The following is a 19,564-nucleotide window of genomic DNA, read 5'->3' on the forward strand; positions in this document are numbered from 1 at the left end:
AATGACTAAACAACGCAAACAATTATTAAGTTTCTTACAATCTCAAAAAACGCCTTTATCAGCAGAAATGATTTATGCTAATATTCCGATGGGTTCTATGAATCTTTCTACCGTGTATAGAACATTAGATTCATTTAAAGAACACGGGTTAGTAGATAAAACATTTTTAGATAATGTTGCCTATTATAAACTTGCAAGTAAAGACCATAAGCACTATATGGTTTGTATCGATTGTCATAAGATGTATGAAATGGATTGTCATTTTCATGGTTTAGCTGAAGAAGACGCTATAAAACATCATTTCACAGTGACTTCTCACGACTTAACCGTTTATGGCTACTGTGAATCTTGTGTGAGTGCACACGTTCACTTTTAGAACCATATCAAAATAAAGCTCAAGGCGGAATGCCTTGAGCTCTTTTTATAGCGTTTGTGAGATTTTTCTTAAGATTTCTCTTAAAGTGATTCTTTCTTCAGTTGTTAAGACACTTAAGAGTTTATCCATCTCCATTTTATTAGTTTCTTTGAGTTCTTGGGCAATGATTGCCCCCTCTTTTGATAACTCTAAAATCTGTTGTTTGGATTCATCTGTTGTTCTCAACACAAGGTTTCTTTTGAGCAACTCATTTAATGCACGCGAAGTGTTTGCTTTATCAACGCCTAAATGGTCCGAAAGTTCTTTGGCATTTAAGTTTTGATGACAGCCATGTAAAAACACCAAATAATGAACATGTATTCTAGATAGTCCATATTTTTCTAAAACAGGGTCAGCGAAACTGTGAAGTTTCTTCATAAGTTTACCTAGATTTACAGGTACCATTGCTGCATCATTATGATTCGGTTGCATATTGGTTTTTCCTTTCGAATTGCGATTGATATAGATTCGCATAGAATCCATTTTGATCCATTAAGGCGATATGATTGCCTGATTCAATCACATCTCCATCTTTCATTACTAAGATGGTATCAGCATTCTTAATCGTTGAAAGTCTATGGGCAATCACAAAAGATGTTCTGCCTTTCATTAATCTATCCATTGCTTCTTGAATTAAGACTTCTGTACGTGTATCTACGCTTGAAGTCGCTTCATCAAGAATAAGCATTGGTGCATCAGTAACCATGGCGCGGGCGATGGTCAAAAGTTGTCTTTGTCCTTGTGAAATACCAGATTCATCTGTGATTACATGATCATATCCGCCAGGCAATGATTGAATAAAGTGGTCAATATTCGCTAGTTTAGCCTTTTCTTGTACTTCTTCTTTAGTCGCCTTAGGATTACCATAACGTAAGTTATCGTAAATGGTTCCACTGAATAACCAAGCGTCTTGAAGAACCATACCAAATTGTTGATGGACCGCTTCACGTTTTAAATCGTGAATAGACATACCATCAATGATGATATCTCCATTATCAATTTCATAGAACTTCATTAAAAGGTTCACCAGTGTAGTCTTACCTGCGCCAGTTGGACCAACAATCGCAATCTTTTGACCGGCTTTAGCATCTAAACTAAAGTTTTTGATGATTACTTGGTCTTTTACATATCCAAATTGAACATTTTTAAATGTGACATTACCGGAGGCATTTTCTACATCATTAGCTAGATTAGATTCATCAGCCATCTCGGATTCACTTAAGAAATCAAAGACACGTTCAGAAGCTGCTGCAGCACTTTGAAGTTGCGTTAACGCTTGAGCTATTTGGCTCATCGGTTGAGTAAAACGTCTGTTATATTGAATCATCGCAATAATATCCCCAATTTTAAGGGTTTTTTTTGCGGCTAATAAGCCACCAATAACGGATACTGCGATATAGGAAATATTTCCTACAAATCCCATTAGAGGCATCATTAACCCTGATAGGAACTGGCTCTTATAAGCACTGGATTCAAGGGCGTCATTGTTCTCGTTAAATGGTTTATCGATGGTATCTTTAGCCCCAAATACCTTAATTAATTGGTGTCCACTATAAACTTCTTCAATGTGTCCGTTTAGTGCACCCAATGTTTGTTGTTGAGCTCTAAAGTATTTACGTGAGTTTTTCATTATAATGCTAATAACTAAGAATGATAGTGGTAATGTGACAAATGCCACCAAAGTTAACAATGGTGAAATGGTAAGCATCATAATCGCAATCCCAATCATCGATGTGACTGCAGTAATTAACTGGGTGATAGATTGGTTTAAAGCACTTGAAATGGTATCAACGTCATTCGTAACGATCGATAAGACGTCCCCATAACTTCTCTTATCAAAGAAAGATAATGGCATACGGTTTATCTTTAATGAGATATCTTTACGTATTTTCTGACTAAAGCGTTGAGTCACCTTAGTTAAGATAAAGGATGTAACAATGTTAAACAAATAGCTTAATATGTATAAAACCAATAGAAGGATTGCAATACGGTTGAACCAATTCCAATTGATTGCAGCAATCAAGGAACCGCCCTCAGGTCTAATCGAATCTTGAATATGGTTGGTCATTTCTCCAACCAGTTTTGGTCCAAGAATGTTGAATACCGTTGAAAATGCGGCGAACACCAATGCAATCACGATACCTTTATAGAACGGTTTCAACTCTTTGGTTAGTCTCTTTAGTGACTTTTTAAAGTTTTTTGGTTTTGCTTGTGCGCCACCATGTCCACCAGGTCTATACATTTTGGAGTTCCTCCTTCGACAATTGTGAATATGCCATTTCTTGGTATACTTTGTTATTTTGTAATAATTCTTTATGCGTACCAATTCCTACAGCTCTACCATTGTCTAAAACAACGATTTTATCTGCATTTAGGATGGTTCCGATTCTTTGCGCAACAATTAGATTGATTGCGGATTTAGTCTTTTCTTTTAGGGCACTTCTTAATGCACGGTCAGTGTTATAGTCAAGTGCAGAGAATGAGTCATCAAAAATATATATTTTCGGATTTTTAACAATCGCTCTTGCAATCGATAGTCTTTGTCTTTGTCCCCCAGAGAAGTTTTTTCCCCCTTGAGACACTGAAGCATAAATACCATCTTCAAGACGGTTTACGAAATTACGTGCTTGAGCTATTTCTAATGCTTCAAGGATTTCTTCTTCTGTCGCATCTTTCTTACCTAGCGATAAGTTAGAACGAATGGTACCTGAGAACAACAATCCTTGTTGTGGAACATACCCAATCAAATCAAGCAAGTCTTTTTGCTTAACGTCTTTAATATTAATGCCATTGATTTTGATTTCCCCATTGGTTGTGTCAAAAAATCTTGGAATCAAGTTAATGATTGTTGATTTACCACTTCCAGTAGATCCAACAAATGCTACCGTTTCGCCTGCTTTAACTTCAAATGAAATGTGTTCTAGTACACATTCACTTGCCCCGGGATACTTAAAACAAACATTATCGAATTCAAGCGTAATTCTGTCATCTTTATTAATTGTCTTAGGATTAACAGGGTCTTTAATTTTTGGTTCTGTACTTAACACTTCCATAATACGTCTACCAGATACCGCCCCTCTTGGGACCATAATGAATAACATTGTAAGCATCATAAATGACATTAAGATTTGAAAACTGTAAATCGAGAATTGAGATTGAATCCCGATACCTTCATAAGGGTTTGCACCGAGTGCACCATCAAAGATTAATGAGGCACCAATCCATGTGATGGCTAATGAAACGCCATTCATCACCAATTGCATACCTGGCATCATTAATTGCATCCCACGGTTAACAAATAAGTTAACCCCAGTTAATTTCTTGTTTGCTTTTTCGAACTTAGAATGTTCATAACCTTCTGCATTATGGGCTCTAACCACTCTTAACCCCGTTAGATTCTCTCGGGTTACTAAGTTTAGTGAGTCATTTAAATCTTGTAAAACCTTGAATTTAGGGGTTACAAAGATGAATATTACACTGATCATTAGTACGACCCCAACCACCCCAGCAATTACCGGAAGGGTTAATGACAAATTGATATCTGTAATTTTCATGATTGCACGAATCGCAGTGATTGGCGCAGTAATTGCCAATCTAAGCATCACAATCGTAACCATTTGTACTTGAGTAATATCGTTAGTCGATCTAGTGATTAATGAACTGGTTGAAAACTGATTGATCTCTTCAAGTGAGAACGAGTCAATTTTATCAAATAGACGTTTTCTTAAGTCCTTAACAAAATTCGCACCTATACGCGCCGAAATAAAATATACAACAATAAGTGAGGCAATTGAGATCAATGAGTATCCTAACATTTCTAATCCATTTTGGAGGATTAACGATGTTTGTGCTTCTCCTGTACTGTTTGCTCTTCCTACTAATTCCACAATCACTCTCATATAATCCACGAGTTTTAAATCAAACTCTACTTGAATGTATACAAGTCCAATGATTGCAACTATAAGTGGATAATACCACCATTTAAAATACTTAATTAGTTTAATCATACATGCGCTCCTTACCTAGTTGATTAGTCAACTCGACATATTATAACCCTAGACGAGTTGATTAGTCAACTACAATGCGTAAAAAAAGATCACATTCTAAATTGTGACCCATTTTTCTCTAGATTATGGTTTTTTTTACTTATTTTTTTGAAGGGTTCCAACACCAAGATAAACGCCAAACAACCCCGACAACGAGATTAACACACCGGTTGCAATCTCAAGATATTGCTTTAGATTTGCATCTAATTGTAACCCAGAAATCAATATGCTAATGATTAGTGCTGCAGATACAGAATACAAGCTCAATTTGATTTGTTTAATCTCTTTATCTGTAACAACCACTAATAAATCTTTAGGAGTTTTATAATAGAAAAATAGACCAATTCCTAAAATGACTAATAATAGAACTAACTCAACGATTGAATAAACCAAACTACTATCAATAAGTGATTTAATGATGGTATCTAGTCCATAAAAAAAGAAAAATCCAAATACACCTAGTTGCAAAACCACACTTCTTTTATACGTTTGCATGAAACTCACCTCTTGAAAATAATTTTAACATATTTTTCCCAATTATCTATGAATAATGAAAATTATGTTATACTTTAAGTAAAGGTAGTGATGAAATGAGTAAAGCCGTTTATGCAGGTTCTTTTGACCCAATTACATTGGGACATCTAGACATTATGACTCGTGCAGCAAAGCAATTTGAGATTTTATACGTTTTAGTAACTGAAAACGTGGAAAAGTATCCTATTTTTTCTGCTGATGATCGTGTAAGAATGATTAAGAAGGTAACTGCTCAAATTCCAAACATATTTGTATCCAAGACAAATGATTTAGTTGTTAGATTCGCAGAAAAACATGGGGCTACGACATTAATTCGTGGTCTAAGAAATGTGAAAGACTTCGAAAATGAAATTGCACTCTATCATTTCAACAGAAATTTAAACCAGAATATCGAAACCATTATATTATTCCCATCCTACAAACATACTTATGTTTCCAGTTCAGCAATTAAGGAACTGGTAACCTATAATGCAGACATATCTATGTATGTGCCACATGAAATCCACGATGAGATTCTTCTAGGCATAAAAAACTTTGTTCAATCATCAAAATAAGCTGTGATCCTTTTGGATAAACAACTTTTTTTGTATAACTGCGGAAAGTCCTTCTAAAACATTAATGACTTGACACAATGATCAAATTAAATGAGAAAAAAAACAACAGTGGCGCTGTTGTTATTTTTATAGTAAGTTTAGTTTTAAAGCTGCTTCGTATAACCCATCTTCTGCGATGTGTTTTGTTACAAACGTAGCTTTAGATTTTAATGTTTGGCTTTTTGAGTTCCCCATCGCAACGCCAATATCAGCCATTTCAATCATTTCAACATCATTCTCACCATCACCAAAGACGATGACTTTATCTGCGCCAATTAATGACTTAATTTGCGAAATCGCCTCACCTTTTGAGACGTTTTTAGAAACTAAATCTGCACCATCTTTATGCCAAGGGAAAAGCTTAATCTCTGGGAATTTAGATTTAAATTGATCAAACAAAGCCTGAGATTTACCGAATATCCATATTTGATAGACATCGTTGTTCAAATAAAACAAAGGATCAATCATTGGAATTGGCATTTGATAGTCTTTCAATGAGCGTCTAACAACGTCATCCAGCTTCGTAATAACATGTCTATCTTTGCCGATAAAACCAATGCCTAAATCTATTCGATTGGCAAACTCTAGTACACGCTCGCATGCATCTTTAGGAAGAGGATTACCATAGACAAAAAGATCATCTTGATAGGCAACGGCCCCGTTGATGAGAATTCTAACCTTAAATAAATCCTTTATGTCTGAAATAGCATCTAGTTGTTCTCCACTACGTCCTGTAGCTAGCCCTAAGATGTATCTGTCGTCTTTTGCTAGGTTTTGAATCATTTTTATCGTATTTTTTGGTATGGATTGAGACTCATTATCGAATAGAGTACCATCCACATCAAAGAATAATGCTGTTTTCATAATATCACCTGTTGTATTTTACCATTTATTTATGCAATACTCTATGAATTTGTGTCGTTTTAATGTAAAATAGATTTAAAGTTACCGCGATATCCTGACTGAGGAGGATTACAATATGAGTAAGAACGCGCTTTTAAATGATGGCGACATCGGTATTTTTGCGCTTGGCGGATTAGGCGAAGTCGGCAAAAATACATACGTATATGAAATTGAAGATAAGATTTTTTTAGTGGATGCAGGTATTTTATTCCCTGACAATTCACTTTTAGGGATAGATTATGTTATTCCTGACTACACATACCTAGTCGAAAACCAAGATAGAATTGTTGGGTTATTCATTACCCATGGTCATGAGGATCACATTGGGGGCATTCCCTATCTTTTAAAACAGGTTAAAATACCTAAGATTTATGCTGCAGGAATCGCGGTTGATTTTATTGAGCATAAACTATTAGAAACCAAAGACATTAAAAAACCTAGAATTATCGAGTATAAGAGCCACCATACATACACATTCGGGACGACAGAAATATCTTTCGTTAGATTGAACCATTCAATTCCTGATATGTTTGGGATTGCTTTTAGAACTAAACAAGGAGTTTTATTCCATACTGGTGACTTTAAGATTGACTATACACCAGTAGGTCCAGCTGCTGAATATGAAAAACTAGCTAGTCTTGGTAACGAAGGTGTATTATGCTTATTATCAGATTCTACCAATGCTGAACGTGATGGATTAACCCCATCAGAACGTACAGTAGGTACAGCAATCAGCGAAATATTCTCAAAACTAAGTGGACGAATCATTATTGCTACTTTCGCATCCAATATGTATCGTATGCAACAAATCGTTGAAGCCTCTTATAAAAATGGTCGAAAACTTGCAGTGTTTGGTCGTTCAATGGAACGCGCAATGGAAATTGGTCAACAAACTGGTTATATCCGAGCGCCAAAAGGAACGATTGTCAGTGGCGATGAAATCAATCAATACAAAGCGGATGAAGTCACGATATTATGTACTGGTTCTCAAGGGGAACCCCTTGCTGCGCTAAGTAGAATTGCAAATGGTACCCACCGTCAAATTAAAACCCAATCTGGTGATACAGTTATCTTCTCAAGTTCTCCAATTCCTGGAAACCAAGAATCCGTTAACCGTACCATTGATCAACTCTATAGACGTGACGTCAACGTCATTGTTAACGGTCCTGTTGCAGACACACATACTTCTGGTCACGGAAATAAACCCGACTTACAGTTGATGTTATCATTAATTAGGCCTAAGTTCTTCATCCCAATTCATGGTGAACACCGTATGTTAAAACACCACAAAGAAATCGCAGTCGAACTTGGTGTTGAAAGAGACAACGTGTTAATCATGGATAATGGCGATGTAGCAGCCGTTAATGCAACAGAAATCAGATTAGCAGGTAGAGTCCAAGCCGGAGACATCTATATTGATGGTACCGGTATTGGTGATATTGGCAGCGCAATCATCAAAGAACGTAAGATGCTTTCAGAAGATGGTTTATTATCCATTATTCTTACCATTGATCCAGTCAACCGTAAATTGCTTACTGAACCAACTGTGATATCCCGTGGATTTATTTATATGAAAGGCAATGAAGCCATCACAAATGGCATTGGTCAAAAAGCGAAAGAAATACTACTTTACGAGTTTGAAAAGAAACTATTCAGTGAACATCAGTTTAAACAACTTCTAACGGATCAAATCACTGATTATGTAAAACAGATTACACAGAGAAAACCAATGGTCATTCCTGTGTTGATGTCCCTAACTCAAAAACCCGTTGAATAACTCACTAATCGTTTGGAAATCCAAACGATTTTTTTATGCCATAATAACAAAAAAAAGTGATTCTCAGGAATCACTTTTATCATATTTTAGTTATTTTTTTGCAGTTACGACATAGGTAATGTCTTCTTTTAAATCGAATGAGTTGTGAGAGAATCCCCCAACCGTATTCACTTCACTGAACCCTACTTTTTGTAAGAATCCAATTAAGGTTTGGTGTTTTAGAGGCAATAAAAGCGTCTCATCCACAAATACTCTTAAACCGTCTGTTAATCTTGTTTTAAAGTGGATTTTACTGCCATCATACTCATAATTACGATAAAAAGAGTATTGTTCATTGGTTACAGTAGATAACCCAGGAAGTTTCTTCTCCAAAATAAGGTCATAGTTAATTACTTGAATGACAACCGTTCCACCTTTTTTAAGAGCACGGTACATTTTCATAACTGCTTCTAGGACTTCTACTTCTGTATTCAAGTGAACCAACGAGTTTCCAATGCATATAATGCCTTCATAGGTATCATATGAAGAAAGGTTTAGCATATCATCTACTTGAAAGTCAACTTTGACCGATTCTCTAAAGGCTTTATCTTTGGCATATTCAATCATCGAAGTTGAAATATCGATGCCGGTTACTTCATACCCTAAATGCGCTAGAGAAACAGAATACTCACCAGAACCACAGGCCAAATCAAGGATTTTACCTTTTTTGAACTGGTTTTCTAAGAACTCAATAATCTTAGGGTTTCTTGGAAATATTTTATCGTAGTATGCTGCGAAATTATTATATAGACTCATTTTACATGACCTCTTTCATTTGTAGAATTAGCGCATCGAAAACATATTTTGTAACCATGGCATCATCTAAAGCATCATGGCTTTGATCATAAGCTTTGTTGTAGTAAAGTTCATAGGCTTTGAATAACCCTAAATCATCTGATAGGTTGTAGTAGTTCTTGTGAATTTGCAATAAGTTTATAAACATATCGTCAAATGTGATCGGATCAACCCCATTAATTTTATACGACGCTTTTAAGGCAATCATATCATTTTTTCCCCAGACAACGATCTTTGGATTATACATATCTATAATACCACGTAATCTCGTATAAAAGTGCACATAATCTAAAGCTTTTTCATAATAGGAGTCCGTGATTTGTAAGAACTTAACCGTCCTTGGGCTAATCTTAGGATACTTAGTTGGTTTGATGAATATCGAATCCTGTTCAATGATTTGTCCACTTCTATCTCTCAAAATAAAGCCTGCTTGAATGACCTCCGCTTCAAAAGGACCTTTAAAATACGGTGGCATCGTCATTTCCAAATCTAAAAACAGTAAGTAATCAAATCCATCAAGTACTTTATGCATCTGTTTTCTAATGTCTTTTAAGTCGTATAATATTTGATTCTTTCGATAAGAAGGTTTCTCAATCAAGCTAAAGTAAGCGACTTGCCAAGCATATCTATTGTCAATAATCTTTCGCTTGTTATAAAGCTCAAAAGACACAATGTGTCCTTTGTCTAAATATGCGAAATACTTCTTTGCTTGAGATTTGGTTAAATAATAAAATTCAATTTTTCCGTCAACAAGACAACTAAAGTAGCTTTGTTGATCATTAACACTAAATATGACTCTTTTCATCTGGTTCTTCTCTTTCTAAAGATGCCAAGTGCTTCAGGACTTTTTCTCTTAATGTTTCATTAATGCCAATCGATTGATAAGCTTCAATTGAACCTTGTTTCATATCATCGATGGTTACAAATTTTTCTAATATGGCCAGTTTCCTTTTTTCTCCGATACCCATAATACCGTCAAGATAAGATCTAACCAGTGTTTTGGATCGGGTTTGCTTATGAAACGTAATCGCAAATCTATGGACTTCTTCACTCATTTTTCCTAAGTAACTGTATAAGTAACTTGACCTGTCTATAGGATATTCTTGTTGATTATAAATGATGGCTTCTAGTTGGTGTTTGTCGTTCTTCTTTAGACCAATTAAGTGTGTAGTTATTCCTAAAGAATCCAATACCTCTTTAGCAACATTAACTTGACCTTTACCACCATCGATAATGATCATATCTGCAAGTTCCAGTCCTTCTAATAAAACTTTTTGATACCTACGATAGACAACTTCACGAATAGCCCCATAATCATCCATCTTAGTAGTGTTCTTTAAATGGTATTTTCTATATTCTTTTTTAGATGGTTTTCCATCTCTAAACACAACCATTGCCGATACACTGTCTGCACCAAACAAATGGGCGTTATCAAATATCTCAATGTGGCTAATATCCGCAACACCTAATAGTTTCTCAAAAGCATCTAAAGCTTCTTGTTGTTTTTGAGTTTGAAGTTTATTTAGATATCTATAATTCTCGAAATCGTATTTCGCATTTTTAAATGCCATATCGATCAATTGTTTTTTATCGCCAATCTTTGGGATGGTTGCGTGTTTACCAAACATTAACTCAATGTCTTCTTGTAAGAAAAGATTAGAAAATAAGAGTTCATCTGGTTCGATGGATTTATCTTCATAATACTGCAAAATATAGTTATTAACAGCATCACTAATTGAACCTACATAACTAAAGATATCGCTTTTAATATCGATAATCTTCCCACTTCTCATCTTAAGGATTTGAACTGAAACGTCTTCATGGTCGCCAAAATAAGCGATAAAATCTCTGTCCTTGTAATCATTTAGACTCATCAACTGTTTTTCGGTAGTATGTTCAATCGACTCAATCATTTCTTTGTATTCTTGAGCCTTTTCAAAATGAAGGGCATCTGCAGCTTTATACATCTCGTTTTTCAATTCTGAAAGGACATTTTTGGTATCGCCTTTTAAGAATGCCGATATTTCATTGATGATTGGTTTATAGTCGATTGCTTCTTTTTTAATACATGGTGCCAAGCATTGATTCATATGATAATAAAGACATGCCTTCTTTGGAAGTGTCTCGCATTTTCGCAACGGGTATATTTTATTAAGGAGTTTTACGGTATCTCTTGCTTTATAGACAGAGGGATATGGTCCAAATCGTTTACCCTTTTTATTGGTAGATTCTCGTTCTACAATCAATCTAGGGTCTTTTTCGTCGGTAATTGTAATGAATGGATACGTCGCATCATCGGTTAGTTTGATATTGTATTTGGGTAAGTTCTCTTTAATTAAATGCAGTTCTAATATTAAAGATTCTCGTTCAGTATTCGTTTGAACAAAATTAAAATCGGCTATTTCTTGAACTAGCCGTGTTGTTTTGGCATTATGTGAGCCAGTAAAATAACTTTTGACTCTGTTTTTTAAGTTTTTAGCTTTCCCCACATATATAATCGTCCCAGCACTATTTAACATCAAATAACAGCCAGGAGAATCAGGCAGTGTTTTTAGTTTTTCATGAAGACTATTCACACACGACACCTCTACTTGTCTATTTTAACATATAAAAAAAGAAAAGTAGAAGTTACTCTTCTACTTTTTCAAGGAATTCTACTTGGATTTTGTCTTGTAAAACTTCTTCAAGTGCAATACCTACTGGTTTTTTGCATAATGCATCTTCCAACGAGGTGCCTTCAGCTTGAATTGACTTCGCTCTTTTAGCAGCAACATAAGCTAGTTTGTATTTGGAATCGATTTTTTCCAAAAGTTGGTCAATGGATGGGTATCTCATACCGTCTTTTTGATAATTCATTTTTAGTCCTCCTTAACCATCTTCATATATCTATGAATGGTTCTTTCCGTTTTCGCATGTTCAGCACGGATAATCGCCATGATTCTGTCAGCGGCATTATTGACATCATCATTAACAACAATGTAGTCATATTTATGTGCCAACATAAACTCTCTATCTGCTTTTTCCATGCGTTTTTTTATCATTTCGGGCGTATCTGTTCCACGTTTAATCAAACGTTCGTAAAGTGCCTTTTTTCCAGGCGGAACAATGAAAATAAATACTGCGTCTTTAGCTTTTTCTCTTACCTGAAGTGCGCCTTCTACTTCTATTTCAAGAACGACCTCTTTGCCATTCTCTAATTGCTCTTCCACTTTGTCCAGTGGCGTCCCATAATAATTACCTACAAACTCTGCCCACTCTAAAAACTTGTTCTCACTGATGCGTTTCAAGAATTCTTCTTTTGAAACAAAATAGTAATCAACCCCATCGACTTCACCAGGTCTTGGTGCACGAGTGGTCATTGATACGGAATAAATTAAATCATGGTTTGGCATGTCAAATAATGCTTTGCGGACGGTTCCTTTACCGACTCCTGAAGGTCCGGAAATTACAATTAGTAATCCACGATCGTTTAATTTCATACGTTCACCCCTTCTTTTGCATTATATTGTAAGTAATTATACCCCAAAAAAAGGTAATAGTAAAGCCAAAACCCACTAAAAAGCGTATAAATCCGTTTACATTTTAGCACATTATCTATGGATATGATATACTATTTGATGGTGATCATATGGCATTAGATGGTTTTTTCATTCACCACTTGGCGAATGAACTTAATACTGAACTAAAAAACGTTAGAATTAAAAAAATACGTCAACCTTATAAAGACGTTTTTACTTTTGAGTTTTTCAGAAAAGGTTCATTCTACTTAAGGTTCAATCTAAATCCTAATTTCCCACACGTGAGAATCACTGCTGAAGATCTGCCTTTTGATGAAAAAAGTAACCTTTTAAATGCGTTAAGAAAACATATTGAAGATGCGCTTCTGCTATCGGTGGAGCAACACCTACAAGATAGAGTCTTGATATTCTCTTTCCAAAAATTCGACCAGATATTTGGGTATACCAACTATAAAGTGATTTTTGAAGCAATGGGTAGAACGACAAACTTAATTCTTCTCAAAGATAACATCATTTTAGATGCTCACTATAAGCAATTTTCAAGTGATAAACGAAGTGTGCTTATCAATCAACCTTTTGAATTCTTCACCATCGATAAAAAAGAAATTGATAAAGACTCTCTAGACCTATTAAAAACATGTGATTCCCCAAAAGAAATCATGGATACTTTTATGGGTATATCGCTTCAGACTGCCACTTTCATCTATCAGAATAAGGCTTTAAATCCCTATTCAATCCTTAAGAATCCAACGTTATATCAATCATCCAAAAAACTATTTAGCCCTGTCGATATCAATCTAGATTATCCAAAGATACACTTTGAAACGTTATCTCAATTGCTTTCACAAATTGATCAAAAAGAATCTCCAAAAGACACTCAGCTTAAAGGGGTTTTGGCGAAAGAAATCAAACGACTTGAAACAAAATCTCTTCATCTTAATGCTGATTTAGAGATGAACTTAAACTATGAAAAATATAAAGAAATGGCCGATGCCATATACATGAGTGGTCTAGACTTAAATGAGAAATTAAGTACGCTCAACGATCTTAAACTAGACTCACAAAAAACCCTTAATGATAACGCACAAGGTTTCTATAAGCTTTATCATAAGGCTAAAAAGGCAATCCGTCCGATAGAAAACCAAATTGAACTTAACAATAACTTACTTAACTACTATAAAGGGTTGCTGGATGTCCTAGTTTATGCTCAGAATGATGACATTAAAGACATAAAAGACGAATTGTCAGAGACGGGTTTAATCAAACAAGCAGTTAACAAGCAAAAAAACAAGAAACCCATAAAACCTAAGATTCTCTCTTATGCATTCGATGATTTTCAGGTGTTTATAGGAAAATCCTCTTTACAAAATGAATATTTGACCCATGAATTAGGTCAAAAAGATGACTATTGGTTTCACGTCAAACAAGGTAGTGGATCGCATGTAATTCTAAGAGGGGCTTTTCACGAAAAATCCCTTAGAACTGCAGCAATGCTTGCTGCATATTACAGTCCTATGAGAAACTCATCTTCTATTCCTGTGGATTATACGCGCCTTAGAAACATCAAAAAAATAAAAGGCCTTCCTGGTTATAACGTGAGTTATAAGGATCAGAAGACCATCTATATTGATATTGATCTAAACCTACTAGACTTACCCTACTAACATATCGATTTCAGCATAAGTGACGACGTTTGTCGTCTCTTTTTTATTTTCCAAGATGGCAACCGCAGTTAAAATTCCGATACGTCCAATAAACATATTGACGATGAAGATTAGTTTGGACCATACTGATAAATAAGGAATTAATCCTAACGACAACCCCGCTGTTCCGAACGCACTGGATATTTCGAATCCTACTTCCATAATTGACCATCTATTAGGTTCGATAATCGAAACCAATAGTGTCGAAAACATCACTAGTATTATCCCTAAAGCGAAAACCATATAGGATTTTCTAACCGCAACATCTTTAATCGCTTTACCTGCAAAAAAGACTTGTTTTCTGTGTCTACCAAATGAAATTAATCCACTTGCAAGTAGGAAAAATGTCGTCATACGTATGCCACCACCGGATGAGTTTGGCGCAGCCCCAATGAACATTAACATTGAATAAAATAGTCTGGTTGCTTCTGTCCACTTGGTGATATCTGTGTTATAAAATCCAGCACTTCTTGCACTATTGCTCATAAAGAAGACATCCAAGAATATATTGGTTAAGGATTGTCCTTTCATTGAGTTTTCATACTCCATAACGAAATAGACCAATGCTGAAATAATCCAAAATAGAAAATGCGAAGTAACTAATAATTTGGTGATGAATGATATTTTATGTTTGGTTTTACGGATTTTCGCTTTAATCCATAGAGTAAACTCTGCTAATGGCCAAAAACCCACCCCACCAACAAAGACAATAATCATGGTCATAACTTGTGGAAATACTTGACCCCTAAATACAACAAAACTGTTATTAGTCGGTAAGAAATCAAATCCAGCATTAGCAAACGATGAAGCTGCTAAATACAGCGCATGAAACAGTGACTCTCCAAATGAAGCGCTAAAGGGTTGAGCAATGTAGATGTATAGTGTCATTGACACAATATAAATTGCTTGAAATGCAAAGATTGCGATTACTGCATTGGTAATTAGTTTGATGATCCCCTTAACTGAAAACTGATTTTGCTCAGCAGCAATAATATTTCGTTCTTTAATACCTATTTTCTTTCCGATGATGACCCAGTAGGAAGCCACAAGTAATATAATACCTAAACCACCAACTTGAATGATTATAATCGAAATGACTCCACCAATTAAACTAAAGGTATCCGCTTGCGATACAGGCGATAACCCTGTTGAAGATATTTGCGATACTGCGATAAAAACCGCATCAATAAAATCCAATTTAACACCAGGTTTTAGAGATATTGGAAGCCATAATAAAAAAGACCCTACTAAAGTAAATAAGAGATAAATCGTAAGTATGGTTCTCGCTGGCGTAACAAATAATATTTTCTTGATTCGTTTTAAAAGTTTCATATAATACCTCTATCGTTGAAATTATACCACATTTTTATTATAGGTAAAAATACTCTTAATTATAAATAAGCATATAATTTGTATAAACATGTTTCGTGGGGTAAAATGGTGGTATAGAAATAAGGAGGATTTATACATGAAATACGAATTACCTAAATTAACTTATGCTTATGAAGCATTAGAGCCAGCAATCGATGCAAGAACTATGGAAATCCACCATACAAAGCATCATAATGCATACGTAACAAACTTGAATGCAGCACTAGAAAAACACCCTGAATTAACTACAAAACTAGAAGTTCTTCTAGCGGATTTTAACTTAATCCCTGAAGACATCCGTATGGCTGTTAGAAATAATGGTGGCGGACATTATAACCACACATTATTCTGGGAAATCTTAACTCCAGGCGGTGCTAAAGCGCCTCAAGGTGCTTTACTAGAAGCAATCAACCATGCATTTGGTTCATTTGAAAACTTCAAGACTTTATTCGGAAATGCAGCTAAAACTCGTTTTGGATCAGGTTGGGCTTGGTTAGTAGTTACACCTAAAGGTCTTGTGGTTACTTCAACACCAAACCAAGATACACCACTTGCTGAAGGCACACCAATCTTAGGCTTAGACGTTTGGGAACATGCTTATTACCTAAACTACCAAAACAGACGTCCAGACTATGTTGAAGCATTCTTCTCAGTTATTAACTGGGATATCGTTTCTGAAAAGTTTACAGCAGCTAAGTAACACAAAATTGAAGAGGTCTGGCATATGCCAAACCTCTTTTTATCAAGAAAAGCCACTTTTTATTCAAAAGTGGCTTTTGGTTTATTTTGTTTCGATGACAGCGTAGTCGCCATCTTCTCTTATGTAAGCTACATTGACTCTGTTTGTGGCCTGATTAAGGAATACATAGAAGTCATGACCTGACATTTCCATTTCCATTAAGGCTTCTTCAACCGTCATTGGTTCAAGTTTAACTTCCTTATTCTTAACAACTGTACTAGCAAGAATTTCTTTTTCAATGGCTTCTGTTTCAAAGTCATCAGAGAATACTTTAGAGTTGCCTTTCTTAGTTAAATGCGCTTTTAATTTTTCCTTGTGTTTACGAATTTGAGAGATCAATTTATCAACAGATTTATCAATCGCTGTGTACATGTCTTGATCACTTGTTTCACTTCTAAGGATGATGCCTTTAGCTGGGACTGTTACTTCTACCTTGTGATGATCTTTGTAAACCTTTAAGACCACTCTCACGTCTAGAATCAGTTTCGGATCGAAAAAGGAGACGACTTTGTTCATTCTTTTAATCACATAATTCTTGATTGCTTCGGTTGGTTCAAAACCGTTTTTTCCAATGATATCATATTTCATATGCATATCCTCCCTTACACTTATATTATACCAAAAAAATTGGCTGTCGAACGGAAATTACATAAATATTGCCATAATCGAGTTTTTCGAGTTCTTGATATAATGCTTCTGTAAACTCATCAATCCATAGGATGGTATCCGTCTTTTTTGTTTTTCTCAATAAATCTTCTAGAATTACGTTCATCTCATGTAAAAAAGCTAGGTCTGATACTTTTTCGTCAAGATTCAAACTAATCAAATAAAGTTGATAGTTTTGGATTGGGAGCACGGATACTCTCGGATGGATATCATATTTTCTATCGCACCCATAACACTTGAAAACAGGTTCTTCAACAAACAACGTTCTTAGGGTTCTTTTAGGAAAGAATTCCCTTCGACAAATCAAACATTTCATTCTATCACCAACTAATATATACAAAAAAATATGAACGATTACTTATAAAAAAGACCGCAAAATTGCGGTCTTCATTCTAATTAGTGATCAGTTTTATATTTTTGAATGATACCGTCAATTAAATGAGCAGGTACTTCTTCATAACGAACAAATTCTCTTTGGAAAATACCAGAACCTTGAGTCATCGCTTTTAAGTCGATAATGTATTTTTGTACTTCGGATTCTGGGGCTTCTGCTTCAATGATTTGACCGCCTTCTGTTTGACTCATACCTAGAACTCTACCTCTACGTTTGTTCATGTCACCCATGACATCACCAACGTATTGGTCCTTAACAGTAATATACATCTTAAGGATTGGTTCGAGTATAGTAGGTCCAGCATTCTTCACGGCTTCTTTAAAAGCGAGTGATGCTGCTAGTTTAAATGATATTTCATTTGAGTCAACTGGATGGTAAGAACCATCATAAAGGGTTGCTTTTACAAAGATGACTGGGAAGCCAGCTAATGGACCGTGTTCAAATGTGTCTATTAAGCCTTTTTCTACTGCTGGGAAGTAGTTTTTAGGAACGGCTCCACCAAATACTTCTTCAGTAAATTCGAAGAGTTGGTCAGAGGGTTGGAACCTAATCCATACGTGTCCGAATTGACCTGCACCGCCAGATTGTTTCTTATGTTTACCTTCTGCTTCAACTTTCTTTTTGATTGTTTCACGGTAAACAACTTTAGGTTCTTCAACAGAAACTTCTACTTTAAAGACGGTTTTCATTCTGTCTAAAATGAAGTTGATGTGAGTCATACCTAAACCACCTAGTAGTTGTTGAGAAGTTTCTTTATTTCTTACAATTTCAAATGAAGGATCTTCGATATTCAAGCGTTGTAGAGCGTTTGAAATCTTATCTTCATCTTGTTTGTTTTTAGGGGTAATTGCCACATAAATAGTTGGCTTGAGTGTTTCAGTTCTTGGATAGTAAATTGGCGCTTTTGGATCAGAAATAGTGTATCCAGTATGAATGTTCTCTAGCTTAGAAACACACACCATATCTCCGGCATGGGCGATATCAACAGGCATTTGAGTTTTACCCATCATTGTAAACATTGCACCAATCTTTTCAGATTTTCCTGTGTCATGGATCGTAATTTCTTGGCCTGTTTTAAGTGTTCCAGAGTTTACTTTAATCATATTAATCGCACCAACAAATGGGTCGATTGTGGTTTTAAATACGTATCCTGAGAATGGTTCTGAGTCTTTCGTATGTCTTATAACAACTTCATTAGTTTTTGGATTCGTACCTTCTAAAGCTCTTAAAGAGTCTGGTTGTGGTAAGTATTGTGATAGCATGCTTAACATGGTTCTAATACCAATGTTCTTAGTTGCACTACCAACAATTAATGGAGTGAGTTCACCATGATAAATACCATTTCTAAGACCATTGTTGATTTCTTCTTCTGTTAATTCTTCGCCACCAAAGAATTTCTCTAGCAAATCTTCACTAGTTTCTGCAACAGATTCCATAATCATTTCTCTTAATTGTTCGATTTTTGGTTTCTTTTCTTCCCAAATTGGGGCATCATAAGAATCTACACCATTATAAATGCGTGCTTTCATCTCAATAACATTAACAAATCCTTCGAAGTTTTCATTCTTTCCAATTGGCCAGCAGAAAGGTACTGCTTTCTTACCAAGTTTCTCACGAATTTCTTCTAACAGTTCCTCAAATTTAACATTTTCCTTATCCATCTTGTTGACAAAAATAACGGCAGGAATATGCATTTTGCGGATTTCATTCCATAATCTTTCGGTGCCGACTTCGACACCTTTTGAAGCATCGATGACCAAAACTGCTCCCTTAACAACCGATAGTGATTGCTTTATCTCATTATCAAGTTCTTCTGTTCCTGGTACATCTAAAAAATTGAGTTTGATACCGTTCCACTCAACAGGAATTAAACTTGTTGATAGGCTGCCTTGTTTTGCTTTTTCTTCATCCATAAAGTCTGATACAGTATTCTTTCCTTCGATACTTCCACGTGAAGGAATCGCGTTACTAGAGAATAATAACGCTTCAGCAATGCTGGTCTTTCCAGATCCTAGATGTCCTAGGATGGCAATGTTTCTAATTTGGTTTGTTTCATAAACCTTCATATCAT

Annotated in this window: 19 protein-coding genes; 5 read left to right on the forward strand and 14 right to left on the reverse strand. The window is 35.4% G+C overall.

The features are described from left to right. The first annotated feature begins 1 nt into the window (after position 1). Positions 2-376: a Fur family transcriptional regulator gene (locus tag JN09_RS04165; RefSeq protein ID WP_235985189.1), complete on the forward strand. Its 375-nt coding sequence runs from the start codon at positions 2-4 to the stop codon at positions 374-376. Between the two features lie 45 nt (positions 377-421). Here the strand turns inward: JN09_RS04165 and JN09_RS04170 are convergent, their stop codons facing one another. The 4 genes from JN09_RS04170 to JN09_RS04185 form a co-directional block, all read right to left on the reverse strand. Beyond that, positions 422-847, reverse strand: coding sequence for a MarR family winged helix-turn-helix transcriptional regulator (locus JN09_RS04170; RefSeq protein ID WP_204433005.1), 426 nt, complete (start codon positions 845-847; stop codon positions 422-424). Next, positions 831-2,687 carry an ABC transporter ATP-binding protein gene (locus JN09_RS04175; protein ID WP_373422797.1) on the reverse strand — a complete coding sequence of 619 codons (1,857 nt, stop codon included), beginning with the start codon at positions 2,685-2,687 and terminating at the stop codon, positions 831-833. Before JN09_RS04175 ends, JN09_RS04170 begins: the two co-directional genes overlap by 17 nt. After that, complete coding sequence (locus JN09_RS04180; protein WP_204433008.1) at positions 2,650-4,422, reverse strand: ABC transporter ATP-binding protein; 1,773 nt, start codon at positions 4,420-4,422, stop codon at positions 2,650-2,652. The genes JN09_RS04175 and JN09_RS04180 overlap by 38 nt, the downstream gene beginning before the upstream one ends. 135 nt (positions 4,423-4,557) lie before the next feature. Then, a complete protein-coding gene (locus JN09_RS04185) occupies positions 4,558-4,956 on the reverse strand; it encodes a hypothetical protein (protein ID WP_204433010.1) in 399 nt (132 codons plus the stop codon). Positions 4,957-5,051: 95 nt separating this feature from the next. On the opposite strand from JN09_RS04185, the gene coaD reads away from it, so the two are divergent. Further along, positions 5,052-5,549 carry a pantetheine-phosphate adenylyltransferase gene (gene coaD / locus JN09_RS04190; RefSeq protein WP_204433017.1) on the forward strand — a complete coding sequence of 166 codons (498 nt, stop codon included), beginning with the start codon at positions 5,052-5,054 and terminating at the stop codon, positions 5,547-5,549. Positions 5,550-5,675: 126 nt separating this feature from the next. Here coaD and JN09_RS04195 read toward each other — a convergent pair whose 3' ends face one another. After that, positions 5,676-6,452: a Cof-type HAD-IIB family hydrolase gene (locus JN09_RS04195; protein ID WP_204433018.1), complete on the reverse strand. Its 777-nt coding sequence runs from the start codon at positions 6,450-6,452 to the stop codon at positions 5,676-5,678. A 115-nt stretch (positions 6,453-6,567) separates the two neighbouring features. Between JN09_RS04195 and JN09_RS04200 the strand changes: the two genes are divergently transcribed. After that, the gene (locus JN09_RS04200) at positions 6,568-8,268 is read left to right on the forward strand and encodes a ribonuclease J (protein WP_204433020.1); all 1,701 of its coding nucleotides are present in this window, start codon (positions 6,568-6,570) and stop codon (positions 8,266-8,268) included. 90 nt (positions 8,269-8,358) lie between these two features. Here the strand turns inward: JN09_RS04200 and JN09_RS04205 are convergent, their stop codons facing one another. Genes JN09_RS04205 through gmk form a run of 5 tightly spaced genes read right to left on the reverse strand, consistent with a single transcriptional unit; the run spans position 8,359 to position 12,581 of the window. After that, a complete protein-coding gene (locus JN09_RS04205; RefSeq protein WP_204433022.1) occupies positions 8,359-9,063 on the reverse strand; it encodes a class I SAM-dependent methyltransferase in 705 nt (234 codons plus the stop codon). Position 9,064: 1 nt separating this feature from the next. Beyond that, entirely contained in the window at positions 9,065-9,907 is an 843-nt protein-coding gene (locus JN09_RS04210; RefSeq protein WP_204433023.1) for a 3'-5' exonuclease, read from the reverse strand. Further along, positions 9,888-11,678 (reverse strand): excinuclease ABC subunit UvrC, encoded by a 1,791-nt coding sequence (gene uvrC / locus JN09_RS04215; protein ID WP_204433025.1) that lies wholly within the window; start codon positions 11,676-11,678, stop codon positions 9,888-9,890. Before uvrC ends, JN09_RS04210 begins: the two co-directional genes overlap by 20 nt. A 52-nt stretch (positions 11,679-11,730) precedes the next feature. Then, entirely contained in the window at positions 11,731-11,958 is a 228-nt protein-coding gene (gene rpoZ, locus JN09_RS04220; protein WP_235985186.1) for a DNA-directed RNA polymerase subunit omega, read from the reverse strand. A gap of 2 nt (positions 11,959-11,960) precedes the next feature. Next, positions 11,961-12,581: a guanylate kinase gene (gmk, locus tag JN09_RS04225; RefSeq protein WP_204433027.1), complete on the reverse strand. Its 621-nt coding sequence runs from the start codon at positions 12,579-12,581 to the stop codon at positions 11,961-11,963. A gap of 149 nt (positions 12,582-12,730) precedes the next feature. Between gmk and JN09_RS04230 the strand changes: the two genes are divergently transcribed. After that, positions 12,731-14,284, forward strand: a complete 1,554-nt coding sequence (locus JN09_RS04230) for an Rqc2 family fibronectin-binding protein (protein WP_204433028.1) — start codon at positions 12,731-12,733, stop codon at positions 14,282-14,284. On the opposite strand, the gene JN09_RS04235 is transcribed toward JN09_RS04230, so the two are convergent. Beyond that, positions 14,273-15,655: a TrkH family potassium uptake protein gene (locus tag JN09_RS04235; protein WP_204433030.1), complete on the reverse strand. Its 1,383-nt coding sequence runs from the start codon at positions 15,653-15,655 to the stop codon at positions 14,273-14,275. The genes JN09_RS04230 and JN09_RS04235 overlap by 12 nt on opposite strands. A 136-nt stretch (positions 15,656-15,791) precedes the next feature. Between JN09_RS04235 and JN09_RS04240 the strand changes: the two genes are divergently transcribed. Then, on the forward strand, positions 15,792-16,394 hold the full coding sequence (locus tag JN09_RS04240) for a superoxide dismutase (protein ID WP_204433032.1): 603 nt from the start codon (positions 15,792-15,794) through the stop codon (positions 16,392-16,394). Positions 16,395-16,475: 81 nt separating this feature from the next. Here JN09_RS04240 and hpf read toward each other — a convergent pair whose 3' ends face one another. From hpf to fusA, 3 genes are all read right to left on the reverse strand, one after another. After that, entirely contained in the window at positions 16,476-17,021 is a 546-nt protein-coding gene (hpf, locus tag JN09_RS04245) for a ribosome hibernation-promoting factor, HPF/YfiA family (protein WP_204433040.1), read from the reverse strand. 25 nt (positions 17,022-17,046) lie between these two features. Then, entirely contained in the window at positions 17,047-17,415 is a 369-nt protein-coding gene (locus JN09_RS04250) for a hypothetical protein (protein ID WP_204433041.1), read from the reverse strand. Between the two features lie 80 nt (positions 17,416-17,495). Further along, the gene (gene fusA / locus JN09_RS04255) at positions 17,496-19,559 is read right to left on the reverse strand and encodes an elongation factor G (RefSeq protein WP_204433049.1); all 2,064 of its coding nucleotides are present in this window, start codon (positions 19,557-19,559) and stop codon (positions 17,496-17,498) included. Between the last annotated feature and the right edge of the window lie 5 nt (positions 19,560-19,564).

The organism is Paracholeplasma morum, assembly GCF_016907055.1.
Taxonomy (GTDB): domain Bacteria; phylum Bacillota_I; class Bacilli_A; order Acholeplasmatales; family UBA5453; genus Paracholeplasma; species Paracholeplasma morum.